The sequence below is a fragment of the Butyrivibrio sp. DSM 10294 genome, assembly GCF_028539135.1.
In the GTDB taxonomy this organism is placed as follows: domain Bacteria; phylum Bacillota; class Clostridia; order Lachnospirales; family Lachnospiraceae; genus Butyrivibrio.
Map to the genome: position 1 here is coordinate 71271 of NZ_JANSWL010000042.1, position 19304 is coordinate 90574.

The following is a 19304-nucleotide window of genomic DNA, read 5'->3' on the forward strand; positions in this document are numbered from 1 at the left end:
AAGGGGCATTGGGCATGGAAAAAGAAATAAGGCCATTGAAACTTCAGCAGGTAAAAGTCACTGATCCTTTATTCGGGCATTATATCAATAAAGTAAGTGAAGTCATGCTGGTTCATCAGTGGAAAGCTCTAAATGATGAACTGGAAGGAACTGATCCTACGGGATGTATCAAAAACTTCCGTATAGCTGCCGGACTACAGGAGGGAGAACGGCAAGGAGTAGTTTTTCTTGATACTGATCTATATAAGTGGATAGAGTCAGCTGCCTATTGCATTGCAATAGGTAGCGGGACTCAGTTTGAAGGTAAAATTGATCAGGTGATCGATATTTTGGAAAAGGCTCAGGAAAAAGACGGATATTTAAATACTTACTTTCAGATAACAGCTCCGGAAAAGAAATGGACCAACCTGGTTGAGGGACACGAATTATATACCTCAGGACATATGATTGAGGCAGCGGTTGCTTATGCACTGGCCACCGGTAAGGAGAAATTTCTTCAAATTGCAATTAGGAATGCTGACCTTATTTGCAGGGTATTTGGAACAAAGAAAGGACAGATTCCCGGAGTTCCGGGGCATGAAGAAATTGAGTTGGCTTTGATCAAGCTTTATAGGTGGACCGGGGATGACAAGTACTTAAAGCAGGCTGATTATTTTGTCAGGCAGAGGGGAACTACACCCAATTATTTGCAGAATGAGATTGATGGCAGAAAAGGCCCGGAGTTCTTTCCTGAGTTCAGAAACTATTCCATGAAATATGCACAGGCAGAGAAACCTCCGGTAGAACAAACTGAAGCAGAAGGCCATGCCGTAAGGGCAATGTACCTGTACAGTGCTATGGCTGACCTGGCTGATTGGCAGCAGGATAAAGAAATGGAAAAAGCCTGTGACAGACTATGGGATAACATGGTAGGCAAGAGAATGTACATTACCGGAGGAATTGGTAGCAGCGGATTTTTAGAGTGCTTTACCACAGATTACGATCTGCCTAACAGTACAAATTATTGTGAGACCTGTGCTTCTGTTGGAATGATGATGTTCGGACAAAGGATGGCTGCATTAAAGAAAAATGCAAGCTATTATGATACTGTTGAAAGAGTATTGTACAACACTATTTTAGCAGCTATGAATCTTGAAGGGGACAGATACTTTTACGTAAATCCATTAGAGATGGTTCCGCAGTTTTGTACTGAGAACACCTATATGGATCATGTCAAATCTACCAGACAGAAATGGTTTAATGTAGCCTGTTGTCCACCCAATCTTGCAAGGACTTTTGCTTCTTTATCACAGTATTTATACTCCTGTGACGAAAAGGGCATTTTCATTAATCAGTTTGTATCATCTACAGTTTTAATAGATGATCCGGGGCAGGAAATATCTGTGGACCTTAAGTCATCTCTTTTGACAGATGGAACAGTAGATATCAGTATTTCAATTCTGCAAGCTGCAGATATCAGGATAAGAGTTCCTGCCTATGCCAAGGATATGACGATAGTCCTTGATGGTGAAAAGCTTTCCTATGAAGCTGAAAATAATTATGCCGTAATTTCTCTTGAGGGTGGCAAACACACAATCGAGCTTAATATGGGAGTTCATCCAAAATTTGTGGCAGCAGACCACAATGTCAGGGCTGATGCAGGTAAGGTTGCTGTAATGCATGGACCTATGGTCTATTGCCTGGAGGAGGCGGACAATGGACAGAACTTATCTGACATTTACGTGGACACTGATGCTAATCTGCTAAAGGGCAAAGCTTATGAAGAATTCCCGGGAGAAGTACCGGCGATAGAGTATGAGGGCTACAGGGTTAAGAGTGTTGGTATTGAAGATGGCAGCCTTTATGGAGAGGCAAGATTTACTAAAAAGCCTGTGAAGATCAGAGCTGTTCCCTATGCTTTTTGGAACAACAGAGGTATTGGAGAGATGGAAGTCTGGCAGAATATTTCTATCTAAAGATAGAACATTACTGCTGAAAAATAATTTTCTAAAGGAGGATATTTCAAGTATGCAAAAGAAAAGATTGTTGAGCATGGCATTAACTGTTGTTACTACTACGGCAATGTTGGTAACAGGTTGTGGTGCAAGTTCTCAAAGCGCACAGGGGGAAGCGCAGGACACAACGCAGAACGCAGTAGAGACACCTAAAACAGAGACAGAGACACCTGTTTCAACTAGTGAGAGCACTGGAGAAAAGGTACATATTACCTATGCTCAGTGGGGCAATGAGACAGAGACTGCTGCAACTCAGGCGGTGGCTGATAAATTCAATCAGTCTCAGGATGAAATTGAAGTAGAAGTAATCAAGATTGACCATGATACCTATGTAACCAAGTTAAATGCAATGGCTACAGCAGGAGAACTTCCTGATACAGCCATCATGAGCGAAGCCGGAGTATTAAAATTTGCAGAGAATGGATTACTTGCAGACATCAGCTCAATGTACGGTGAAGGCGATTCCAAGCCTCTTGATTCCATAACCTTTAAATATCAGGGAACACCTGTGGCATATTCAGCAGCTAATGAGGTACTTAACCTTTGGTACAACATAGATCTTTTGGAAGAAATATGTTCCAAGCAGGGATTAAATGTTGCTGATTTCACACCTCCGGCAAGTGCAGACAGTGCATGGGACTGGGATACATTTGTTAAGATAGCTCAGACTCTCACAGTTGATATCAACGGTAATAACGCATTAAGTCCAGACTTTGATCCGGCAAACGTTGATGTTTACGGCTGTACAGTTAACACTCTTCCATGGCAGCTTGAAGTATGGGCAAAGAGTAATGGTGGCGGATATTATAGTGCTGACGGCAAGGAATGTACTATCAATGACGATGCAACAGTAGAAGCACTGCAGAAAATTGCAGACCTTTCAGATGTGTATCACTGTGCACCTCCTGTAACAAGCGCAGCTAACGCACTTGAATCCTCACTTGGTTCCAAGAAGGTTGTTATGGCAACAGATGGAACCTGGAATGTAGGAACCTTCCTTGGACCATCTGCAGATTTTAAATATGGCGTAGGCGTTCTTCCTTACATGAAGGAGAAGGTTACAATTTGTACTGGCGGACCAAACGTGGTATTTGCTACAACCAAGCACCCTGAAGAAGCTATGACATGGCTCAAGTGGTACTACCAGGAAGAAAACAGCTGGTCACTTATTGAAGCAGGAACATGGATGCCTATTCTTGATAAGTGGTACACAGATGATGAATTTACAAATAAGTGGATTGATAACCCTAATTATCCTGACCATGATATGTACAAGAGTGCAGTAGTAGACTACGCAAGAGAAAATTCTCAGTCAACAGCATGGTATTATATCAACGCAACAGATGAGTTCAATGCAACACTGGATTCTGCATTCTCAGCTGTTTGGTCTGGTGATCAGACAATGAAAGAAGCAATTGATGAGTATTACGATGAGTTAAATGATATTTTCAGTACAAATAATTAATATTTGATATAGTGCCGTGCGAAGACAGTTCATGTAACTTTTGAAACATGGTCAAAAGTGCAGTGTAACTGTCTTCGCCGGCGTTGATATCAGGGGAGAGGGATTATACAATGGAAGTTGCGGGGATATATAGTACAAGCGAGGCGAAGAGTATGAAAAGAGCATCCGGCAAAAGAAAAATACGTACTTCTCAGTCCAAATATAATAGAAAAGAGGAAAGATGTGCCTATTTGTGCCTGATTCCGGCATTCCTTGGAATCACCTTTATAAGTTATCTTCCTACCATAGCAGTGTTTGTACTTAGTTTGTTTAGCTATAATGGTTTGTCCACCCCTGAATTTGTGGGTCTGGATAATTACATTAGGATTTTTACAAAAGATGTGTATTTTGCAAGTGCTGTAAAGGCAACGCTTTTGTATGCATTTTTGGCAGTTATCGGCGCGGTTATCTATTCTCTGGTGATAGCACTTATTCTAAACATGGATATTTTTGGAAGAACTATCTTCAGATCTATTTTCTTTATACCCTATCTGCTACCGGCAATAGGTGTTTTCAAAGGCTGGCAATGGCTTTATGAGCAGAACTATGGACTCTTTAACTTCATCTTCAGAATGCTGGGGATTCCACCCCAGAGATTTTTGGACAGTCCAAGGCAGGTAATACCGGCCCTTGTTCTCATCGCAGTATGGGCCAGCGGAAATCTCATAGTAATATTTCTTGCAGGACTTCAAAATGTACCTACAGTGTACAAGGAAGCTGCTCAGATAGATGGAGCCAACTCATGGCAGAGATTCTGGAACATAACTATTCCATGCATCAAGCCTATTATTTTTTATAATGTATTGACTGCTCTTATCACACATCTGCAGGTAGTTAATCCGGCTCTAGCCCTTACAAATGGCGGACCGGCCAAGAAGTCTATGTTTTTATCTTATGTTATCTACATGTATGGATTTGAAAAAAATAAGCTTGGATATGCAGCAGCTTTTTCAGTTATATTCTTTGTTCTGGTAGGCATTTTTACAATAGTATTATTTGTAACTCAAAAAGATAGCATTTTTAGCGATGAAGCATGAGAAAGGGGGAGCAGACATGACAGGAAAAGAAAAAAGGAAACTGGCAAACCGCTCAGTTGTAACATTGATTGCCTTATTTTTTGCATTTCTGACACTCCTTCCAATATGGTGGATATTCAGATCTTCACTTATGAGTGTTGCGCAGGTCAACGCTTATCCGCCATCCTTTATTCCAACAGAGTGGCTATGGTCCAACTACACCAAGACCCTTCAGACCTTCGAATACTGGACATATTTTAAAAACACCTTTTCAATTATCATTCCGGCTGTGACATTTGGTGTTATTACTGCCATCTTTTGTGGCTACGCCTTTGCAAGACTAAGGTTTAGAGGCAAAAATCTTATATTTAAGATATGTGTCAGCACAATTCTTCTTCCGGGCATGGTTACGCTGATTCCACTTTATATTGCGTGGACAAAATTCTTTGGACTTGGTGACACATATTGGCCTCTGATCCTGCCGTTTTTAACAGGTGGAGGATTCTTTAACATCTTCCTGATCAGGCAGTTCCTTATGACAATCCCCAGGGATCTTGATGAAGCTGCATCAATAGATGGGGCCGGCCGCATGAGGATATTGTGGACAATTCTTGTTCCTGCGATCAAGCCGGCAGTAGTTGTTGTTGGAATGATGTTATTTATACAGATTTGGAATGATATGCTCCAGCAGATAATCTACATTAACAGTATGAGCAAGTTTACTTTTGCCATTGCACTCACCAATTTCACAGGCTCTTTTGGAACAAACTGGCCCATGGCTATGGCAGCCACTTTTATGACTATTCTGCCTGGTATAGTAATCTATATATTTGGGCAAAAGAGCTTTGTAGAAGGTATAGTACTGACCGGTATGAAAAACTAATATATAGGGGAAAAAATGAAATACTTGAATCGTTTTATGAAATGGTATCTTGGAGAAAACGATGTGGAAAAAGAGCCGCCTAAGGACGGCTTTTTCCGCATCTTATATCTTGTTGTTAATTTTCCGGGAAAGCTGCTCATGATAAATATAGTATTTATCATAAGCTGCATTCCTCTAATCACAATACCGGCTGCATGGACAGCACTTTGCGCCTTTACCGGCAAAATGTTTCTGAAGGGTTATGACTTTACCCTGGAGGACTATCTTGCAGAATTTAAAGATGGCTTTATTAAAAAGCTTGTCTTGGGCATCATGGAGTCTGCAGTCATTTTCTATGGCTATTATCTCATGAGCCTTGCGGGAAACTTTAAAGCTGTCTCTGACAATACTTCATATGTGATCATCATGTGTGCCGGCTGCGCAATATTTGGCATAGGCATTCTTTTTGCATTATGGACTTTTGTATTGGCTGCTCATCTGCGTCTTGGATTGTCAGGAATAATTAGAAACGCAGCCATACTCCTTATTCTGGAGTGGAAGAGCGGCCTGAAGCTTATTTTATATACAGCAATTTATCTGTTCATAATACTTGCTCTTATGCCGTACTCAATTCTTGTGCCAATGATCATTGGTAATTCTTTTTATGGCTTGATCTCTTGCAGCATAATATGTCCGGTGATAAAGCGGAGAATTACTGATCCTTATGAAGAAGCTGGTAATTAGGTAAAAAGTTGTTGGCAGCTAACAGAGCGATGTCTATACTGACAACTAATAATCTTGGAGGAATCGGAAGATAAAACGACAACGGATAGTAAAGTAAAATCTGATATTGGAGATGGAACCCCAAATACAGTGGTTATGAGAGAAATCTTGTAGCCGCTATTTTTTTACAAAACAATAACTTGACACTGTGTCAGAATGCTGATACAATTCATATTGACACGAAGTCAGAATAAAAAATCAGGAGACAGATATATGCCAAAAGGATCACCGGAAAGAACCGCAGCAAGAAAAGAAGAAATCATAAGTGCCTGCGAGAAGCTGTATCAGACCATGAGCTTTAAAGATATCACTCTTAAAGAGATCGGGAATGAAACATCCTTCTCAAGACCGACAATATATAACTACTACCAGACAAAAGAGGAAATATTTTTGGCCCTTTTTGAGAGAGAGTACATTCGCTGGAATGAAGAATTACAATCTATTCTTCAGGAAAATGAGAAGCTTTCCAAGGAGCAGCTTGCAAACAAGCTTGCATCATCCATAGCAAACAGGCAGCAACTGCTAAAACTTCTCTCCATGAATAACTATGATATGGAGGAAAACAGCAGACCTGAACTTCTTACATCTTTTAAGGTAGCTTATGGCGAGTCCATGAAGAATGTATGCAGGATAATCACAAAGTTCTGTCCGGAGAAATCGGTGCAGGAGATTCAGGATTTTATATATGTATTCTTCCCTTTTATGTTTGGTATTTATCCTTATACCGCAGTAACGGATAAACAGAGGGAAGCCATGAAACAGGCAAATGTGGACTATGTATATCAGTCCATTTTTGAAATAACAAATAACTGTCTGCTAAAGCTTTTATAAAGCGAGGCAGACTAATAAAAACACTAATTTCAAGGAGGAAAACTAATATGGCAAAGAACAATATTGGAGCAACACTTGCGTTATATCCATGCCCTGTGATCGTTGTTGGGGCAATGGTAAATGATAAACCTACATGGACTCTTGTTGCACATGCGGGAACTGTGGCACACAGTCATCTGATGGTATCGTTGGTACAGGCACACTATATCAATAAGGGAATCCGTGAGAATAAAAAGCTTTCCGTAAATGTGGTAGATGAATCATGGCTTTCAAAAGCGGATAAGATGGGAACAATCAGCGGAAACAAAGAGGATAAGTCTGAGGCTTTTGCATGGACAATGGGCGAAAACGGAGCACCTATTATTGATGAAGCCAAGGTTTCTATCGAGTGTGAGGTTGATGGTAACTATGAACTTGAAAACTTCGACCACTTTATCTGCAAGATCCTTGCCACCTATGCTGATGAAGCAGTTTTAAACGAGCAGGGCAAAATCAACTATCATACCTTTAAGCCGGTATTGTTTGAATTCCCGACCTATGAGTATTTCGTTACCGGAGAAAAGGTCGGAAACTGTGGAAAGATGAACTGATTTTTCAAGTCTCTGGCCTACAAAGGTCAGAGGCTTGTTTTATATAAGAAGAAAGGACAAAAATGACAGGAAAAACTTTAGTGGCTGTTTTTTCAGCAAGCGGTGTGGGAAGAAGTGATGAAGAACTTCATAAGAATGTAAAGGGTGATGTGAAGTGGGAAAAGGGTACACAGATCAATCGCCCGGATGAAGCCATCATTAAAAAGTGGCTTGATGAAGTACTGTAAACGGAAAGGAGTCAGGCAATGAAATATACAAAACTTGGAAATTCTGATTTGAATGTATCCCGTATCTGTATGGGCTGTATGGGATTTGGTGATGCCCAAAAAGGACAGCATAGCTGGACGATTGATGAGGAACATTCCAGAGAAATTATAAAGAGAGGTCTTGATCTTGGAGTTAATTTCTATGATACGGCGATAGCATACCAGAGCGGAACCAGTGAGCAGTACGTAGGACGTGCACTTAGAGATTTTGCAAAGCGCAAGGATGTGGTTGTTGCTACCAAATTTCTTCCGAGAACACCGGAAGAGATAGAAAAGGGAATTACCGGTCAGCAGCATATAGAAAATATGATAAACACTAGCCTTCAGAATCTTGGAATGGACTATGTGGATCTGTATATCTATCACATGTGGGATTGGAATACAGATATCTACGATATCATGGATGGCTTGAACCGTATCGTAAAAGCAGGCAAGGCAAGGTACATCGGCATTTCAAACTGCTTCGCATGGCAGATTGCAAAGGCTAATGCTCTGGCAGAAAAAGAAGGATTTGCTAAGTTTGTTTCAATCCAGGGGCATTATAATCTGATCTTCCGTGAAGAAGAGCGTGAGATGGTGCCTTATTGTGAAGAAGAGAATATCGCACTCACTCCGTACAGTGCGCTGGCAAGTGGAAGACTATCCAGAAAGCCCGGTGAGGGAGATACCAAGAGAGCTGCTGAGGATGCATATGCAAAGTTTAAGTATGATGCTACAGCGGAGCAAGATGCTGTGATCATAGGTCGTGTAGCAGAGCTTGCTGAGAAACACGGTGTTACCATGACGGAAGTATCACTGGCATGGCTTCTTACCAAAGTGACATCGCCGGTAGTTGGAGCGACTAAGCTGCATCATATAGAAGGGGCTGCAAAAGCGGTGGATTTGGAACTGACTGACGAAGAGCTTACTTACCTTGAAGAGCCATATGTGCCTCATCCGCTTGCAGGAGTCATGGCACAGAATAAAAGAACTGATGCATCAAAGAAACATGTTTGGACTACAGGTACACAGAAAATATTAGGAGGCGAGAAATAAGATGGCAGAAAAAATCGTACAAACCGCAGGAAGAGAGCAGCTTGGAGAATTTGCACCAATGTTCGCACATTTAAATGATGACGTATTATTTGGTGAGGTATGGAATGAAGAAGCCATTGATGTGAAGACCAAATGTATTATTACAGTGGTTTCGCTTATGGCTTCAGGCATCACAGACTCATCGCTTTCGTATCACCTTCAGAATGCAAAGGCGCATGGTGTAAGCAAAGAAGAGATAGCTGCAATCATAACCCATGCTACCATGTATGTAGGATGGCCTAAAGGATGGGCGGTATTTCGTCTTGCAAAGGAAGTATGGAATGAAACGACGGAGGCTGACGCAAAATGAAGAAAAAGATGGCAGTACTTGCAGCTGTTTTGTTAGCTGTTGGTCTTACGGCATGTGGGAATAACGAGGGTCAGGCAGCGAGTGATACAGCTCAGACTATACAGGCTGAGAGTTCACAGGAAACAGAAACTGCGAATAATACTGAAGAGGAAGCACAGCAGGTCGTGACAAGTGAAGCTGCTTCAAACACAAATGATGAAAGTGCGGATGATACTTCTTCGGAAGAGACTGGTAGCTCCAAGGAAAACAGTGGTGTTCTTGTAGTATATTTCTCAGCAACCGGAACCACAAAGGGTGTTGCGGAAAAGATTGCAGGAATCACAGATGCAGATACCTATGAGATAAAGGCTGCACAGGAATATACAGATGCAGATCTAAACTGGAACGATTCAAACAGCCGCTCAACTAAGGAACAGAATGATTCAGCGGCAAGACCTGAGATTGGAAGTGATGCGATATCTCTTGATGGATATACAACAATCTATATTGGATACCCTATCTGGTGGGGAGAAGAGCCGCGCATCATGGATACATTTGTGGAGAGCTACAGCTTTGATGGCATTACAATGATACCTTTCTGCACCTCAAGCAGCAGTGGAATAGGAAGAAGTGGTCAGAATCTTGCAGATAATGCAGGAAGTGGTACATGGATTGATGGAAAGCGTTTTGGCGCAGGAGCATCTGAGGATGAGATCAGATCCTGGATAGATGGCATGCAGTAAAGAAAGAGTGAGGAAGTGAGGACGAGAACATGCAGAGAAAACAAAATATCATGTTAAAAAGAATAGTGGATGTCTGTATGACCGTCCTCTTATTATGTCTGATTTGAAAAAACATCTGTTGACATGAAGTATTCTGAAGTATAATATATATCAAAATGATATATCTAATTGATATATGCGAAGGAGTGTTCAATGAAGCGTCAGACAATAAGAAGAACGATTATTTTCATGTCATTCCTGCTGTTTCCAATAACAGCGTGGTACTTTTCACCATACCTGATAATCATGGCAGCATCAGAACATATCATGAACGGAAGCTTTATAGTCTTTATGAGCTTGCTTATTTTTTCGGTGTTCTTTGGACGTGCCTTTTGCGGATATCTCTGTCCGGCAGGAGGGCTACAGGAATGTGTAGCAAGATGCAATGATAAGTCCGCGAAGCAGGGCTGGAGGAATAAGATTAAATACGTTATCTGGATACTGTGGATCTCCGCTATAGTTGTGACTTTCATCCTCGGGAAAAACCATGTAACCATAGATCCGTTTTTCATGACAGATCACGGTATTTCAGTGACAGAAATACATAACTATATTGTCTATTACGGAGTACTTCTGATATTGGTTCTTCCGTCACTGATACATGGAAGGAGAGCAACATGCCATTATCTTTGCTGGATGGCGCCATTTATGGTGATCGGGAGCAGCATAGGTCGTTTTCTTCATGTCCCCCAGCTTCATGTTGAAGCATCTGCAGCGGACTGTATTTCATGTAACAGGTGTTCAAGGGCTTGTCCAATGGGGCTTGACGTCGCACATATGGCAAAGGAAGGCAGCAATTCAAAGTGCACCGAGTGCATATTGTGCGGAGCTTGTGTTGATGAATGTCCGAAAAAAGTTCTAAAATACTGTTGGAGGTGGAAATAATGGCCAAAGACAGAAAGATAGACATGGTGATTCTGGGCTTGTTATCCCATGATGATCTGACCGGATATGATATAAAAAAACAGATCGACGGAAGTATAAGGTTCTTCTGGAAGGGAAGCTTTGGTAGCATTTATCCCGCTCTTGCGGAACTGGAAAAACAGGGCAGCGTAAGGCGTCTTAAGGGTAATGACAGTGGCGGCCGGGAGAAGATCATTTACAGCATTACCGGTCAGGGAAAAGAGATACTCAGAGCATGGGTAAGAGACGAGAAGGCAAGCAACGATCTTAAATATGAGACTTTGATGAAACTGTTTTTCGGAGGGGTTGAAAGTAAAGAGACAGCACTTAGGAATATAGAAGTCTTTGAAGAACAGATAAAGGCTGACCTTAAGGTATTACAGGTATATAAGGCTAATATTGAAAAAGCACTTGATGAAGAAGATCATGTTTATTTCTATCTTACGATACTGTTTGGAATAGAAACCTATGAGGCATATTTGAAATGGTGCAACAAAGCAAGAAAGGTTCTGGCATGAAAAGGATTATAATTTATTTCTCATTAGAAGGTAACACAGAGTATATAGCAGATGAACTGGCAAAGGTACTTCCAGCAGATAAATTAAAACTTGTTCCAAAGAAAGCGTATTCGACCAGTGGATTCTCAAAGTTTTTCTGGGGTGGGAAGAGTGCTGTTATGGCAGAAAAGCCCGAGCTTGAGGCATACGATCTGGACGTGTCAGCTTATGATGAGATTATTTTTGGGTTTCCTGTTTGGGCAGGAACGTTCACGCCTCCGCTTCGGACGTTTATTTTGGAGAATAACGAGAACTTGAAAAATAAGACTATAGCTGCATTTGCCTGCCAAAGCGGTTCCGGGGCAGAGAGAGCTTTTTCTAAGCTAAAGGACTGCATTGGAATCACCAGCTTTGCCGCGACTGCGATTTTCATTGATCCGAAAGATAAACCTTCAGAAGATAATACGCATAGACTCAGCGAGTTTTGTCAGATGCTATAGCAGAATTTTAAGTAGTGTAAAACAGACCTATATCCGTATAAAGGTAGGTCTGTTTTTGGTTTTAAGATAATATGAAATCAGGAGAAATAAAGAGGAGAATGATGATAAAAACAGAAAGAATAAAGATATATCCCGCTAGTAGAGAGCAGATGGAAAGAATAATCCAGGCGGAAAAGGATGATGAGCTTAAGAAGGCATATGGTGAAATGCTGGAGGGGTGCCTTACGCATCCGGATCAGTGGGACTGGTATGCCATGTGGATGATTGAAAAGACAGATGGAACACATATCGGAGATCTGTGTTTCAAGGGGCTTGAGGAGAAAAATCCTGAAATCGGATACGGAATTTTAGATGAGTTTCAGGGACATGGCTATGCAACAGAGGCTGTGAGCCTGGCAATAAAATGGGCATTTGAACATCCGGAAATAGTGGCTGTTGAGGCAGAGACAGATCCTGACAATGCGGCGTCGCAAAGAGTGCTGATGAAATGTGGATTTGTAGCTAATGGAGAAATTGGAGAAGAGGGACCCAGGTTTATTGTTTATAAGGAGCAGGGCAAATGAATTTCAAGAAATTTGTAAAATCTATCCGCCAGATAAGTGGATGATAGAAGCCGGACACCCGCCGGTGAAGGCATGGTACAAGATACAGGATATGGCCTATGAAAAAAAACTTATAAAAGAAGCGTTTATCGGTCCTTGTAAGGTGATGTTTTTTGATATATGGTCAGTAGTTTCTTTATATGAAAAAGAATTAAAGCGCGATCCATATGGACTATGGGGGTTACGGAGATGATTTTGGAGGAGCGAACTATTAATCTACAAATTGATGTGATTGAGCCATTTGACAGAATAATTGCTGTAAGATGGCTCTTTTTTCTGATATATTAGAACTATGTCATCGTTGGCGGAGGGAAAAATGGTATTTGGGGAAATATCTATTAAGGATAAGCTTGGAAGAACAATAATACTTAGAAATGCCAGACCGGAGGATGCTGGAAGATGAAATTAATAATATTGAGTGGCTCTTTTTTGATGTTGGCTCAACTTTGGTAAGTGAAGAAAAACCTTTTTTTCATAGGCTTCATGAAATTGCTGAAGTATGGGATAAAAGCATTGTTCCGGATGATCAGTATTTATATAAAAGGCCAGAATACAATTGTGACTAAAGGAAGTAAATCATGTATCTGTATCATTACTATGATAAACGCACAGGCCCATGCAAGCGTATAACGTTATTACCTGATGAGGAATCAAAGGCCTTGCTGGATCAAATCCGTCTTGAGAGACCTGATTCGATGTGTGCCAAAAGAGATGACTCATATGTTGATAAGAGAAAGAAATGTGAGGCAAAGCTGAAAGAAGCATTTTTAGCTAAAGGAGGACTCATAGAGATAGATAGTCCGTACTATTTTGTTGTTGAGCATAGTCCGTGGCTTTATTCATGGTATGAGCAGCCGGATTTTATTAAGATTCCTGCTTCAGAGATAGACCTTCGATATGTTTCTTTTACGTATGGTGATTCAATGCCGACATTTGCAGTTCAAGACGGTAAGGAATATCGCGGGCAAGTATACACTTATGATGAAATCCTTAAGATTATCGATAAGTATGGTTTGCCGCAGAATTGGAATGATGATGGTGCCCATGGTCCGGAACGCTATATAGAGGTTCATATTTGGAAAAAAGATTTGATGGAGAAAGTTAATGAGTGAGTTGTGGGATGTATACACGATAGACAGGAAACTAATCGGAAAGACCTGCATTCGCGGTGAACAGGGGAAGCTTGCTGATGATGACGAAACTAAATGGATAGTTATTCCTTGCGATGAAAATGGAACTGTGAGGAGTGATATCAAGATTCCAAGTAGAGACGAGATATATGCACAGATTGCATTTCAGGAACAATTTTACAGCGGAGTTTTGGTGGGAATATGAAGCTAAGGGAATATTTACATTCTAAGGATTTCGACAATATTAAAAGCTGGATAGATGATGAAAGGACACACGCTATGTGGTGTGCAGGCCGCTTTGAATATCCTCTTGAGAAAGAAAACTTTGAAGCGGTTCTTGAGGATATGCACTCGAAGTGGGGAGATACTCCGTTTATTGCAAGCCTTGATGACGGCAATAATGTGGGTTTCTTTTGCTATTCATTAAATGATGAGACTAAAGAAGGCATGCTGAAGTTTATTGTGGTCAATTCATTGCTGCGTGGAAAAGGTGTTGCAAAGGAAATGCTTGAGCTGGCATCGCAATATGCTTTTGAAGAAACAGGAGCGAAAGCACTTCATCTAAATGTCTTTTCCGAAAACATCAGAGCAAAGAAGTGCTATCAGAAGGCTGGATTTACTGAGTGGAGTGTTACAGAAAATGCATTTTCTTATAAAGATGAATCCTGGGGAAGATGCAATATGTTCAAGATGCTTAATGGAATGATCAGAGAGGTTAAGCGGGAAGAAATCTCTTTATGTGCAAATATTATTAAAAAGAGTTTTAAGACTGTTGCTGATGAATATGGTTTTACAGAGGAAAATGCTCCGAGGTTTACTGCATTTGCAACTACCGATGAGAGACTATACTGGCACATGGATGGCGAGCATAGACCGATGTATGTGTTTGAGGTAGACGGTGTACTGTGCGGATATTACTCGTTACTCCTTCAGGATAACAATGAGTGCGAGTTGAACAATCTTGCTGTATTACCAGAGTACAGACATAAGGGAATAGGGAAAGAGCTATTGGAGCATTCTTTTAAAATCGCCCGAAGCAAAGGCTGTAGATTGATGAATATCGGAATAGTAGAAGAGAATACGCGGCTTCGTAAGTGGTATGAGGATAACGGAGCTGTTCATGTGGGGACAAAGAAATTTGATTTCTTTCCATTTACATGTGGTTATATGAAAAAAGAACTGTAGATTATGGAGGCGTGTGTATGTGCGGAGTATGTGAAAGAATTAAAGAAACAAAAGCAGGGGACAATCCATTTCTTGTAAAAGAACTGGAAACTGGATATGTGGTAATTGGGGATTTCCAGCATTTTAAGGGATATACATTATTTTTGTATAAAGACCATGTTGTTGAATTGTTTGATCTGGACAAGGAAACAAGAGCAAAGCACTTATATGAAATGACACTTGTTGCTGAAGCTGTGAAAAATGCTTTCGGAGCTGAAAAGATGAATTATGAGTGTCTGGGAAATGGTGAAGGTGGTGCACATATTCATTGGCATTTGTTTCCAAGAAGGGCTGGCGACATAGATAACTATGGAAACCAAGGCAAGGGACCTGTCTGGTGCTATCCAAGTGAAAAAATGTACGCTGACACTAATAGACCCAGCAGTGAAGAACTAGAAGAGATGAAAACAAAACTTCTTTGTGAGCTGGATAAACTGCTGGGGTAATAATTTGTGGAGGATTCATGAAGAAGTTTAACACGTTGATAAGCATGATAATGGTATTTGGCGCAGGAATCTTTGTAGAGAGTCTTTATGTTGCGTACAGGGACTTCATAAATCATCCTAAGGTGTATGAGATCAATTCAGCTCCTTGGTATTACTATTCTGCAATTCCAAATGCAGTAGCTTTTGTGGCTTTTATGATCTTGTGCCTACTAATTAAGCTCGCTATTCATAAAAGAGCAGGGAGAATAATTCTCGGAGTTTTAGCAGCTATTGTAGGAGTGCTCTGGATGGCTATTACTCTCTACACGAGTACACCGCATTCTTATACAATCATAGGTGGTGCTGATGGACCGACTTCAATATTCCTAGCTGGAAAATATGGCGCAGGCACCATTATTACTGCGGTTGTAGGAGGACTTGTTTTGGCAATATCAGGGATTTTACTAATAGTAAAAAAAGGAAACAAGAGCGATAGTAAGGTGGATTGAAGCATGCGAATAGGAATCCTTTCAGATACACATGGACTATTAAGGCAGGAAGTGTTTGATGCTTTTAAAGGTGTTGATCATATCATTCATGCCGGAGACATAGATAATAAAGCAGTCATTGATCGGCTTGAGGAGATTGCTCCCGTTACAGTTGTGAGAGGAAATGCGGATAAAGAGTGGGCTGAATATCTCCAAGAGATAGCAATTTTAGAATTTCTTGGCAACAAGATCTATGTTATTCACAACAAGGGTAAAATTCACGATGATCTGACGGGGATATCAATTATCATATATGGACACAGCCATAAATACAGCCTGGTTGAGAAAGATGGGCAGGTCTGGTTTAATCCTGGTTGCTGTGGAAAAAGGAAACCGGAGCAGGAAGTGTCTTTTGCCCTTCTTGAGATATCAGGCCCCGGAGAGTTTGAGTTTAGAAAAAGAGTCATAGATAACTCAGGTCAGGATTCAAGGCTTCCAAAGGATATAGATAGGATTATTTCCAAGACAATGGACATGACAGATAAAGGAAAAACGCATAAAGAAATTGCCAAGAAGCTAAAGATATCAGAAGAGCTTGCAGAGAGTATTTGCAGAATGTACCTGACGCATCCGGGAGTGGATGTTGCCGGGATACTACAGAGGATAAGCTGAGGAGGAACTGTATGATCACTAGGGATGAGGCATTTGAACTTTTAAAGAAATATAACAAGGATCCATTTCATATCCAGCATTCATTGACAGTTGAGGCTGTTATGAAGTGGTATGCAAATGAACTGGGATACTCTGATGAAGCGGAGTACTGGGGGATTGTAGGTCTTTTGCATGATATAGACTTTGAACTGTATCCAGAAGAGCACTGCCTGAAGGCTCCTGAACTCCTAAGAGAAGGTGGTGTCAGTGACGACATTATTCACTCTGTATGCTCGCATGGCTATGGAATAACTGTTGGATGCGGGACAACTATAGATGTGGAACCCATTCACGAAATGGAGAAAGTTCTTTTTGCAGCAGATGAGCTTACCGGACTTATCTGGGCAGCGGCGCTCATGAGACCGTCCAAGAGCACCAAGGATATGGAACTTAAGTCTCTCAAGAAAAAGTACAAGAGCAAGGGCTTTGCCGCAGGCTGCTCCAGAGAAGTAATTGAGCGAGGCGCGCAGCAGCTTGGCTGGGAACTTGATAAGCTGCTTACCATGACTCTTCAGGCTATGGCAGCAAGCGAAGATCTGATAAACGAAGAATTTGAGGAATACTCATGTGGAAGATAAAGCAGATTTTTGATGGAGACTTTGGCTGCGAGGAGCTCGCACCCGGAGAAAGGCCGAAGGTTTCAGTAACACTTGAAAATGAGGAGGGACAAACAAAGCTTGTTTCCGTAGAAGATGCATGGCTTTCTGATAACGGACTTAATGTAGGTGATGCTTGGCCTATGCAGGGTATCTACTAGAAAGGATGTTAATTATGCTGGTTGTTTTTGAAGGATTGATTTTGAGCTTTTGGCTGTTACTGATCTGCGTAGTTGGTATTGCTAAAGATGGTCCTGTTGGACTTGTAGTTTTTTATGAACAGGAAGTTCAGGATAAGGTGGTTGAACTTGGCCTTATTACAAAAGAAAAGATAAAGCATGTAAGTATTATTACGAGCTTGGCATTGTTTCTTCCCATGCTGACTGCAATCCCTTTAACTGTTTTTTTCTATAATGGTGTAAGTGGTTTTCTAGATGGATTTATTCAGCTCGCTGGTATTTATCTGATTGCAGGTCTATTTGACCGGATCTTTATTGACTGGTGGTGGGTAGGGCATACCAGGGCGTGGATCATACCGGGAACAGAGGAGTTCATGCCTTATATTCACGGGAAAACATTGGCGGGTAAATGGATTGGGACTTTGATTGGATTTCCGATAGTGGCGGCAATCCTGGCATGGGTTATGCAACTTGTAGGGTGAAACTTTAACTTGCAGTATATCTTAGAATAACGAATCAAAATTTAAAGAGACAGAGAAGAAGACCAGTTATGGAGATTAATAAGACTATATTAGACAGTAATTATGAGACTATAGAAGATGGAATAAAAGCTGTTGCTACGCCGAACAGTAATCTCTTTGTGGATCCATACAGCAATGAATCTGTAGATAATGCTCCATTCTTTTATGAGGATGTTACGGGGGATTTTGTTCTTAAAGCCAGAGTTTCACATGACTTTGTGGCTACCTATGACGCTTGTGTGCTATTAGCATATGATAATGAGCGTTTGTGGGCAAAAGCGTGTTTCGAATATACAGATTACGGCACTCATTCTGTGGTTTCTGTTATGACAAACGGACGATCAGATGATGCAAACTCTGTCGATATTGAAGGAAATGAAGTGTGGCTACAACTTGCCAGAAGAGGAAATGTATTTGGAATTCATTACTCCATCGACGGTAAAGAGTATAGAATGGCTCGATTGGCTAACTTGCCAATGGGAGAAACAATAAAGGTTGGACTAGTAGCTCAGTCTCCGCTAGGCGAGGGTGGGGATCGTTATTTCAGAGATATAGAATTAAAAAGAATATCTTTGAAGAATATCCGTAATGGTAACGAATAACTTGCGGAATAGTGTACAAATTTTTGGTGGGAGGATATGTATGAACGCTAGAGAATACCTGGATATTTTACACGTTGCTGAGAGATTAAAAGATACACCTCGTCATTGTACGACTACGAAGCGCAGAACAGAGAGCGTTGCTGAACATAGTTGGCGTATTTCTCTGATGGCATTTCTTTTGAGGCATGAGTTTCCGGAGCTGGATATAGATAAAGTTGTAGACATGTGTCTCATCCATGATTTGGGGGAATGCTTTACCGGAGATATTCCAACCTTTATCAAAACAGATGATGACAGAGAAGTTGAGGATTCGCTCCTCAACCAATGGGTGCAATCTTTGCCGGAGGAATTATCTAAAGAAATCTCTGAGTTATACAAAGAGATGGATGCGCAGGAAACTAAGGAAGCAAAGCTATACAAATCTCTTGATAAACTTGAAGCTCTTATACAGCACAATGAATCTCCTATAGATACATGGTCAGAAAACGAGTATGAGCTAAATAAAACATATGCATTTGATACTGTTGCATTCTCAGATTGGCTTACTGAACTGAGAAAAGAGATTTTGGATGATACCCTAAAAAAGATAGAAGCTGAGAAGCAGTAACTTGCAGGATAACCAACCATCTATGTTGTGGACAAGGGACGCCACCCTCGACGGAACCTGCTGGAAACGCATGTCAGGTTTTGCCGACGGTGAAGATGATGGGAACAGCTAAATGGCACACCGTCGCGTAACATCATTGTAGCGTTTCCACCAGAACCCGTAAAGGGCAAGCCCTGCTTGTGCTCAAGACATACGAAAGTAATCAAATAGAGGTTCTTAATATGCCTTTAGATGAGCATAATCCCTAATATCTATACCATTTTGCATTCTTGTGCATATGAAAGCTTCATTATCATTCTCTTTCGTATGCTTTTTCATCTTTCTCAAG

General features: G+C 41.0%; 27 protein-coding genes and 1 pseudogene. All 28 read left to right on the forward strand.

Going from position 1 to position 19304, the window contains the following annotated elements; all coding sequences use genetic code 11:
- The first annotated feature begins 14 nt into the window (after positions 1–14).
- The 28 genes and pseudogenes from NXH67_RS03485 to NXH67_RS03620 all read left to right on the forward strand — a co-directional run bounded on the left by NXH67_RS03485 (position 15) and on the right by NXH67_RS03620 (position 18976).
- Complete coding sequence (locus tag NXH67_RS03485) at positions 15–1955, forward strand: glycoside hydrolase family 127 protein (protein WP_272796408.1); 1941 nt, start codon at positions 15–17, stop codon at positions 1953–1955.
- A gap of 52 nt (positions 1956–2007) precedes the next feature.
- Complete coding sequence (locus NXH67_RS03490; RefSeq protein WP_272796409.1) at positions 2008–3459, forward strand: ABC transporter substrate-binding protein; 1452 nt, start codon at positions 2008–2010, stop codon at positions 3457–3459.
- Positions 3460–3611: 152 nt separating this feature from the next.
- Positions 3612–4535, forward strand: coding sequence for a carbohydrate ABC transporter permease (locus tag NXH67_RS03495; RefSeq protein ID WP_042258082.1), 924 nt, complete (start codon positions 3612–3614; stop codon positions 4533–4535).
- A 16-nt stretch (positions 4536–4551) separates the two neighbouring features.
- Entirely contained in the window at positions 4552–5397 is an 846-nt protein-coding gene (locus NXH67_RS03500; RefSeq protein ID WP_022779440.1) for a carbohydrate ABC transporter permease, read from the forward strand.
- 36 nt (positions 5398–5433) lie between these two features.
- Positions 5434–6120, forward strand: a complete 687-nt coding sequence (locus NXH67_RS03505) for a DUF624 domain-containing protein (protein ID WP_272796410.1) — start codon at positions 5434–5436, stop codon at positions 6118–6120.
- A 252-nt stretch (positions 6121–6372) separates the two neighbouring features.
- Positions 6373–6990, forward strand: a complete 618-nt coding sequence (locus tag NXH67_RS03510; protein WP_022762071.1) for a TetR family transcriptional regulator — start codon at positions 6373–6375, stop codon at positions 6988–6990.
- Between the two features lie 47 nt (positions 6991–7037).
- The gene (locus tag NXH67_RS03515) at positions 7038–7580 is read left to right on the forward strand and encodes a flavin reductase family protein (protein WP_272796411.1); all 543 of its coding nucleotides are present in this window, start codon (positions 7038–7040) and stop codon (positions 7578–7580) included.
- 62 nt (positions 7581–7642) lie between these two features.
- Positions 7643–7807, forward strand: a complete 165-nt coding sequence (locus NXH67_RS03520; protein WP_272796412.1) for a hypothetical protein — start codon at positions 7643–7645, stop codon at positions 7805–7807.
- Between the two features lie 18 nt (positions 7808–7825).
- Positions 7826–8881, forward strand: a complete 1056-nt coding sequence (locus tag NXH67_RS03525) for an aldo/keto reductase (protein WP_272796413.1) — start codon at positions 7826–7828, stop codon at positions 8879–8881.
- Between the two features lies 1 nt (position 8882).
- Positions 8883–9221: pseudogene (locus NXH67_RS03530) on the forward strand (carboxymuconolactone decarboxylase family protein); the annotation flags it as partial.
- A 5-nt stretch (positions 9222–9226) separates the two neighbouring features.
- On the forward strand, positions 9227–9952 hold the full coding sequence (locus NXH67_RS03535) for a flavodoxin (RefSeq protein WP_272796415.1): 726 nt from the start codon (positions 9227–9229) through the stop codon (positions 9950–9952).
- Between the two features lie 192 nt (positions 9953–10144).
- Positions 10145–10876, forward strand: a complete 732-nt coding sequence (locus NXH67_RS03540; RefSeq protein WP_022779447.1) for a 4Fe-4S binding protein — start codon at positions 10145–10147, stop codon at positions 10874–10876.
- A complete protein-coding gene (locus NXH67_RS03545) occupies positions 10876–11412 on the forward strand; it encodes a PadR family transcriptional regulator (protein WP_022775675.1) in 537 nt (178 codons plus the stop codon). Before NXH67_RS03540 ends, NXH67_RS03545 begins: the two co-directional genes overlap by 1 nt.
- Positions 11409–11891, forward strand: a complete 483-nt coding sequence (locus NXH67_RS03550; RefSeq protein ID WP_026668807.1) for a flavodoxin family protein — start codon at positions 11409–11411, stop codon at positions 11889–11891. The genes NXH67_RS03545 and NXH67_RS03550 overlap by 4 nt, the downstream gene beginning before the upstream one ends.
- Before the next feature lie 149 nt (positions 11892–12040).
- Positions 12041–12454, forward strand: coding sequence for a GNAT family N-acetyltransferase (locus tag NXH67_RS03555; RefSeq protein WP_242830372.1), 414 nt, complete (start codon positions 12041–12043; stop codon positions 12452–12454).
- A complete protein-coding gene (locus NXH67_RS03560; protein WP_272796417.1) occupies positions 12396–12686 on the forward strand; it encodes a hypothetical protein in 291 nt (96 codons plus the stop codon). Before NXH67_RS03555 ends, NXH67_RS03560 begins: the two co-directional genes overlap by 59 nt.
- 196 nt (positions 12687–12882) lie before the next feature.
- Complete coding sequence (locus NXH67_RS03565; RefSeq protein WP_022779452.1) at positions 12883–13059, forward strand: hypothetical protein; 177 nt, start codon at positions 12883–12885, stop codon at positions 13057–13059.
- Between the two features lie 12 nt (positions 13060–13071).
- Positions 13072–13605, forward strand: coding sequence for a hypothetical protein (locus NXH67_RS03570; protein ID WP_272796418.1), 534 nt, complete (start codon positions 13072–13074; stop codon positions 13603–13605).
- Positions 13598–13828 carry a hypothetical protein gene (locus tag NXH67_RS03575; RefSeq protein ID WP_272796419.1) on the forward strand — a complete coding sequence of 77 codons (231 nt, stop codon included), beginning with the start codon at positions 13598–13600 and terminating at the stop codon, positions 13826–13828. The genes NXH67_RS03570 and NXH67_RS03575 overlap by 8 nt, the downstream gene beginning before the upstream one ends.
- Positions 13825–14808, forward strand: a complete 984-nt coding sequence (locus tag NXH67_RS03580; protein WP_272796420.1) for a GNAT family N-acetyltransferase — start codon at positions 13825–13827, stop codon at positions 14806–14808. The genes NXH67_RS03575 and NXH67_RS03580 overlap by 4 nt, the downstream gene beginning before the upstream one ends.
- Before the next feature lie 17 nt (positions 14809–14825).
- Positions 14826–15293 (forward strand): HIT family protein, encoded by a 468-nt coding sequence (locus tag NXH67_RS03585; protein WP_026517273.1) that lies wholly within the window; start codon positions 14826–14828, stop codon positions 15291–15293.
- 17 nt (positions 15294–15310) lie between these two features.
- Complete coding sequence (locus NXH67_RS03590; RefSeq protein ID WP_272796421.1) at positions 15311–15781, forward strand: hypothetical protein; 471 nt, start codon at positions 15311–15313, stop codon at positions 15779–15781.
- Positions 15782–15784: 3 nt separating this feature from the next.
- Positions 15785–16432: a metallophosphoesterase family protein gene (locus NXH67_RS03595; protein ID WP_272796423.1), complete on the forward strand. Its 648-nt coding sequence runs from the start codon at positions 15785–15787 to the stop codon at positions 16430–16432.
- Positions 16433–16443: 11 nt separating this feature from the next.
- Positions 16444–17049 (forward strand): HD domain-containing protein, encoded by a 606-nt coding sequence (locus NXH67_RS03600; RefSeq protein WP_026654007.1) that lies wholly within the window; start codon positions 16444–16446, stop codon positions 17047–17049.
- Positions 17037–17228 (forward strand): hypothetical protein, encoded by a 192-nt coding sequence (locus NXH67_RS03605; protein WP_272796425.1) that lies wholly within the window; start codon positions 17037–17039, stop codon positions 17226–17228. The genes NXH67_RS03600 and NXH67_RS03605 overlap by 13 nt, the downstream gene beginning before the upstream one ends.
- 14 nt (positions 17229–17242) lie before the next feature.
- On the forward strand, positions 17243–17728 hold the full coding sequence (locus tag NXH67_RS03610) for a hypothetical protein (protein WP_272796426.1): 486 nt from the start codon (positions 17243–17245) through the stop codon (positions 17726–17728).
- A gap of 68 nt (positions 17729–17796) precedes the next feature.
- Positions 17797–18369, forward strand: a complete 573-nt coding sequence (locus NXH67_RS03615; protein WP_272796427.1) for a DUF1349 domain-containing protein — start codon at positions 17797–17799, stop codon at positions 18367–18369.
- A gap of 40 nt (positions 18370–18409) precedes the next feature.
- On the forward strand, positions 18410–18976 hold the full coding sequence (locus NXH67_RS03620; protein WP_026668811.1) for an HD domain-containing protein: 567 nt from the start codon (positions 18410–18412) through the stop codon (positions 18974–18976).
- Positions 18977–19304 lie beyond the last annotated feature (328 nt).

Excerpts from the sequence above, each read along its gene's own strand:
- NXH67_RS03605 (WP_272796425.1), top strand. The coding sequence starts at position 17,037 with ATGTGGAAGATAAAGCAGATTTTTGATGGAGACTTTGGCTGCGAGGAG.
- NXH67_RS03590 (WP_272796421.1), top strand. The coding sequence starts at position 15,311 with ATGAAGAAGTTTAACACGTTGATAAGCATGATAATGGTATTTGGCGCA.
- NXH67_RS03510 (WP_022762071.1), top strand. The coding sequence starts at position 6,373 with ATGCCAAAAGGATCACCGGAAAGAACCGCAGCAAGAAAAGAAGAAATC.
- NXH67_RS03585 (WP_026517273.1), top strand. The coding sequence starts at position 14,826 with ATGTGCGGAGTATGTGAAAGAATTAAAGAAACAAAAGCAGGGGACAAT.
- NXH67_RS03500 (WP_022779440.1), top strand. The coding sequence starts at position 4,552 with ATGACAGGAAAAGAAAAAAGGAAACTGGCAAACCGCTCAGTTGTAACA.
- NXH67_RS03615 (WP_272796427.1), top strand. The coding sequence starts at position 17,797 with ATGGAGATTAATAAGACTATATTAGACAGTAATTATGAGACTATAGAA.
- NXH67_RS03525 (WP_272796413.1), top strand. The coding sequence starts at position 7,826 with ATGAAATATACAAAACTTGGAAATTCTGATTTGAATGTATCCCGTATC.
- NXH67_RS03485 (WP_272796408.1), top strand. The coding sequence starts at position 15 with ATGGAAAAAGAAATAAGGCCATTGAAACTTCAGCAGGTAAAAGTCACT.
- NXH67_RS03490 (WP_272796409.1), top strand. The coding sequence starts at position 2,008 with ATGCAAAAGAAAAGATTGTTGAGCATGGCATTAACTGTTGTTACTACT.
- NXH67_RS03540 (WP_022779447.1), top strand. The coding sequence starts at position 10,145 with ATGAAGCGTCAGACAATAAGAAGAACGATTATTTTCATGTCATTCCTG.
- NXH67_RS03595 (WP_272796423.1), top strand. The coding sequence starts at position 15,785 with ATGCGAATAGGAATCCTTTCAGATACACATGGACTATTAAGGCAGGAA.
- NXH67_RS03580 (WP_272796420.1), top strand. The coding sequence starts at position 13,825 with ATGAAGCTAAGGGAATATTTACATTCTAAGGATTTCGACAATATTAAA.
- NXH67_RS03570 (WP_272796418.1), top strand. The coding sequence starts at position 13,072 with ATGTATCTGTATCATTACTATGATAAACGCACAGGCCCATGCAAGCGT.
- NXH67_RS03555 (WP_242830372.1), top strand. The coding sequence starts at position 12,041 with ATGGAAAGAATAATCCAGGCGGAAAAGGATGATGAGCTTAAGAAGGCA.
- NXH67_RS03515 (WP_272796411.1), top strand. The coding sequence starts at position 7,038 with ATGGCAAAGAACAATATTGGAGCAACACTTGCGTTATATCCATGCCCT.
- NXH67_RS03560 (WP_272796417.1), top strand. The coding sequence starts at position 12,396 with ATGGAGAAATTGGAGAAGAGGGACCCAGGTTTATTGTTTATAAGGAGC.
- NXH67_RS03535 (WP_272796415.1), top strand. The coding sequence starts at position 9,227 with ATGAAGAAAAAGATGGCAGTACTTGCAGCTGTTTTGTTAGCTGTTGGT.
- NXH67_RS03575 (WP_272796419.1), top strand. The coding sequence starts at position 13,598 with ATGAGTGAGTTGTGGGATGTATACACGATAGACAGGAAACTAATCGGA.
- NXH67_RS03545 (WP_022775675.1), top strand. The coding sequence starts at position 10,876 with ATGGCCAAAGACAGAAAGATAGACATGGTGATTCTGGGCTTGTTATCC.
- NXH67_RS03495 (WP_042258082.1), top strand. The coding sequence starts at position 3,612 with ATGAAAAGAGCATCCGGCAAAAGAAAAATACGTACTTCTCAGTCCAAA.
- NXH67_RS03520 (WP_272796412.1), top strand. The coding sequence starts at position 7,643 with ATGACAGGAAAAACTTTAGTGGCTGTTTTTTCAGCAAGCGGTGTGGGA.
- NXH67_RS03600 (WP_026654007.1), top strand. The coding sequence starts at position 16,444 with ATGATCACTAGGGATGAGGCATTTGAACTTTTAAAGAAATATAACAAG.
- NXH67_RS03610 (WP_272796426.1), top strand. The coding sequence starts at position 17,243 with ATGCTGGTTGTTTTTGAAGGATTGATTTTGAGCTTTTGGCTGTTACTG.
- NXH67_RS03620 (WP_026668811.1), top strand. The coding sequence starts at position 18,410 with ATGAACGCTAGAGAATACCTGGATATTTTACACGTTGCTGAGAGATTA.
- NXH67_RS03505 (WP_272796410.1), top strand. The coding sequence starts at position 5,434 with ATGAAATGGTATCTTGGAGAAAACGATGTGGAAAAAGAGCCGCCTAAG.
- NXH67_RS03565 (WP_022779452.1), top strand. The coding sequence starts at position 12,883 with ATGCTGGAAGATGAAATTAATAATATTGAGTGGCTCTTTTTTGATGTT.
- NXH67_RS03550 (WP_026668807.1), top strand. The coding sequence starts at position 11,409 with ATGAAAAGGATTATAATTTATTTCTCATTAGAAGGTAACACAGAGTAT.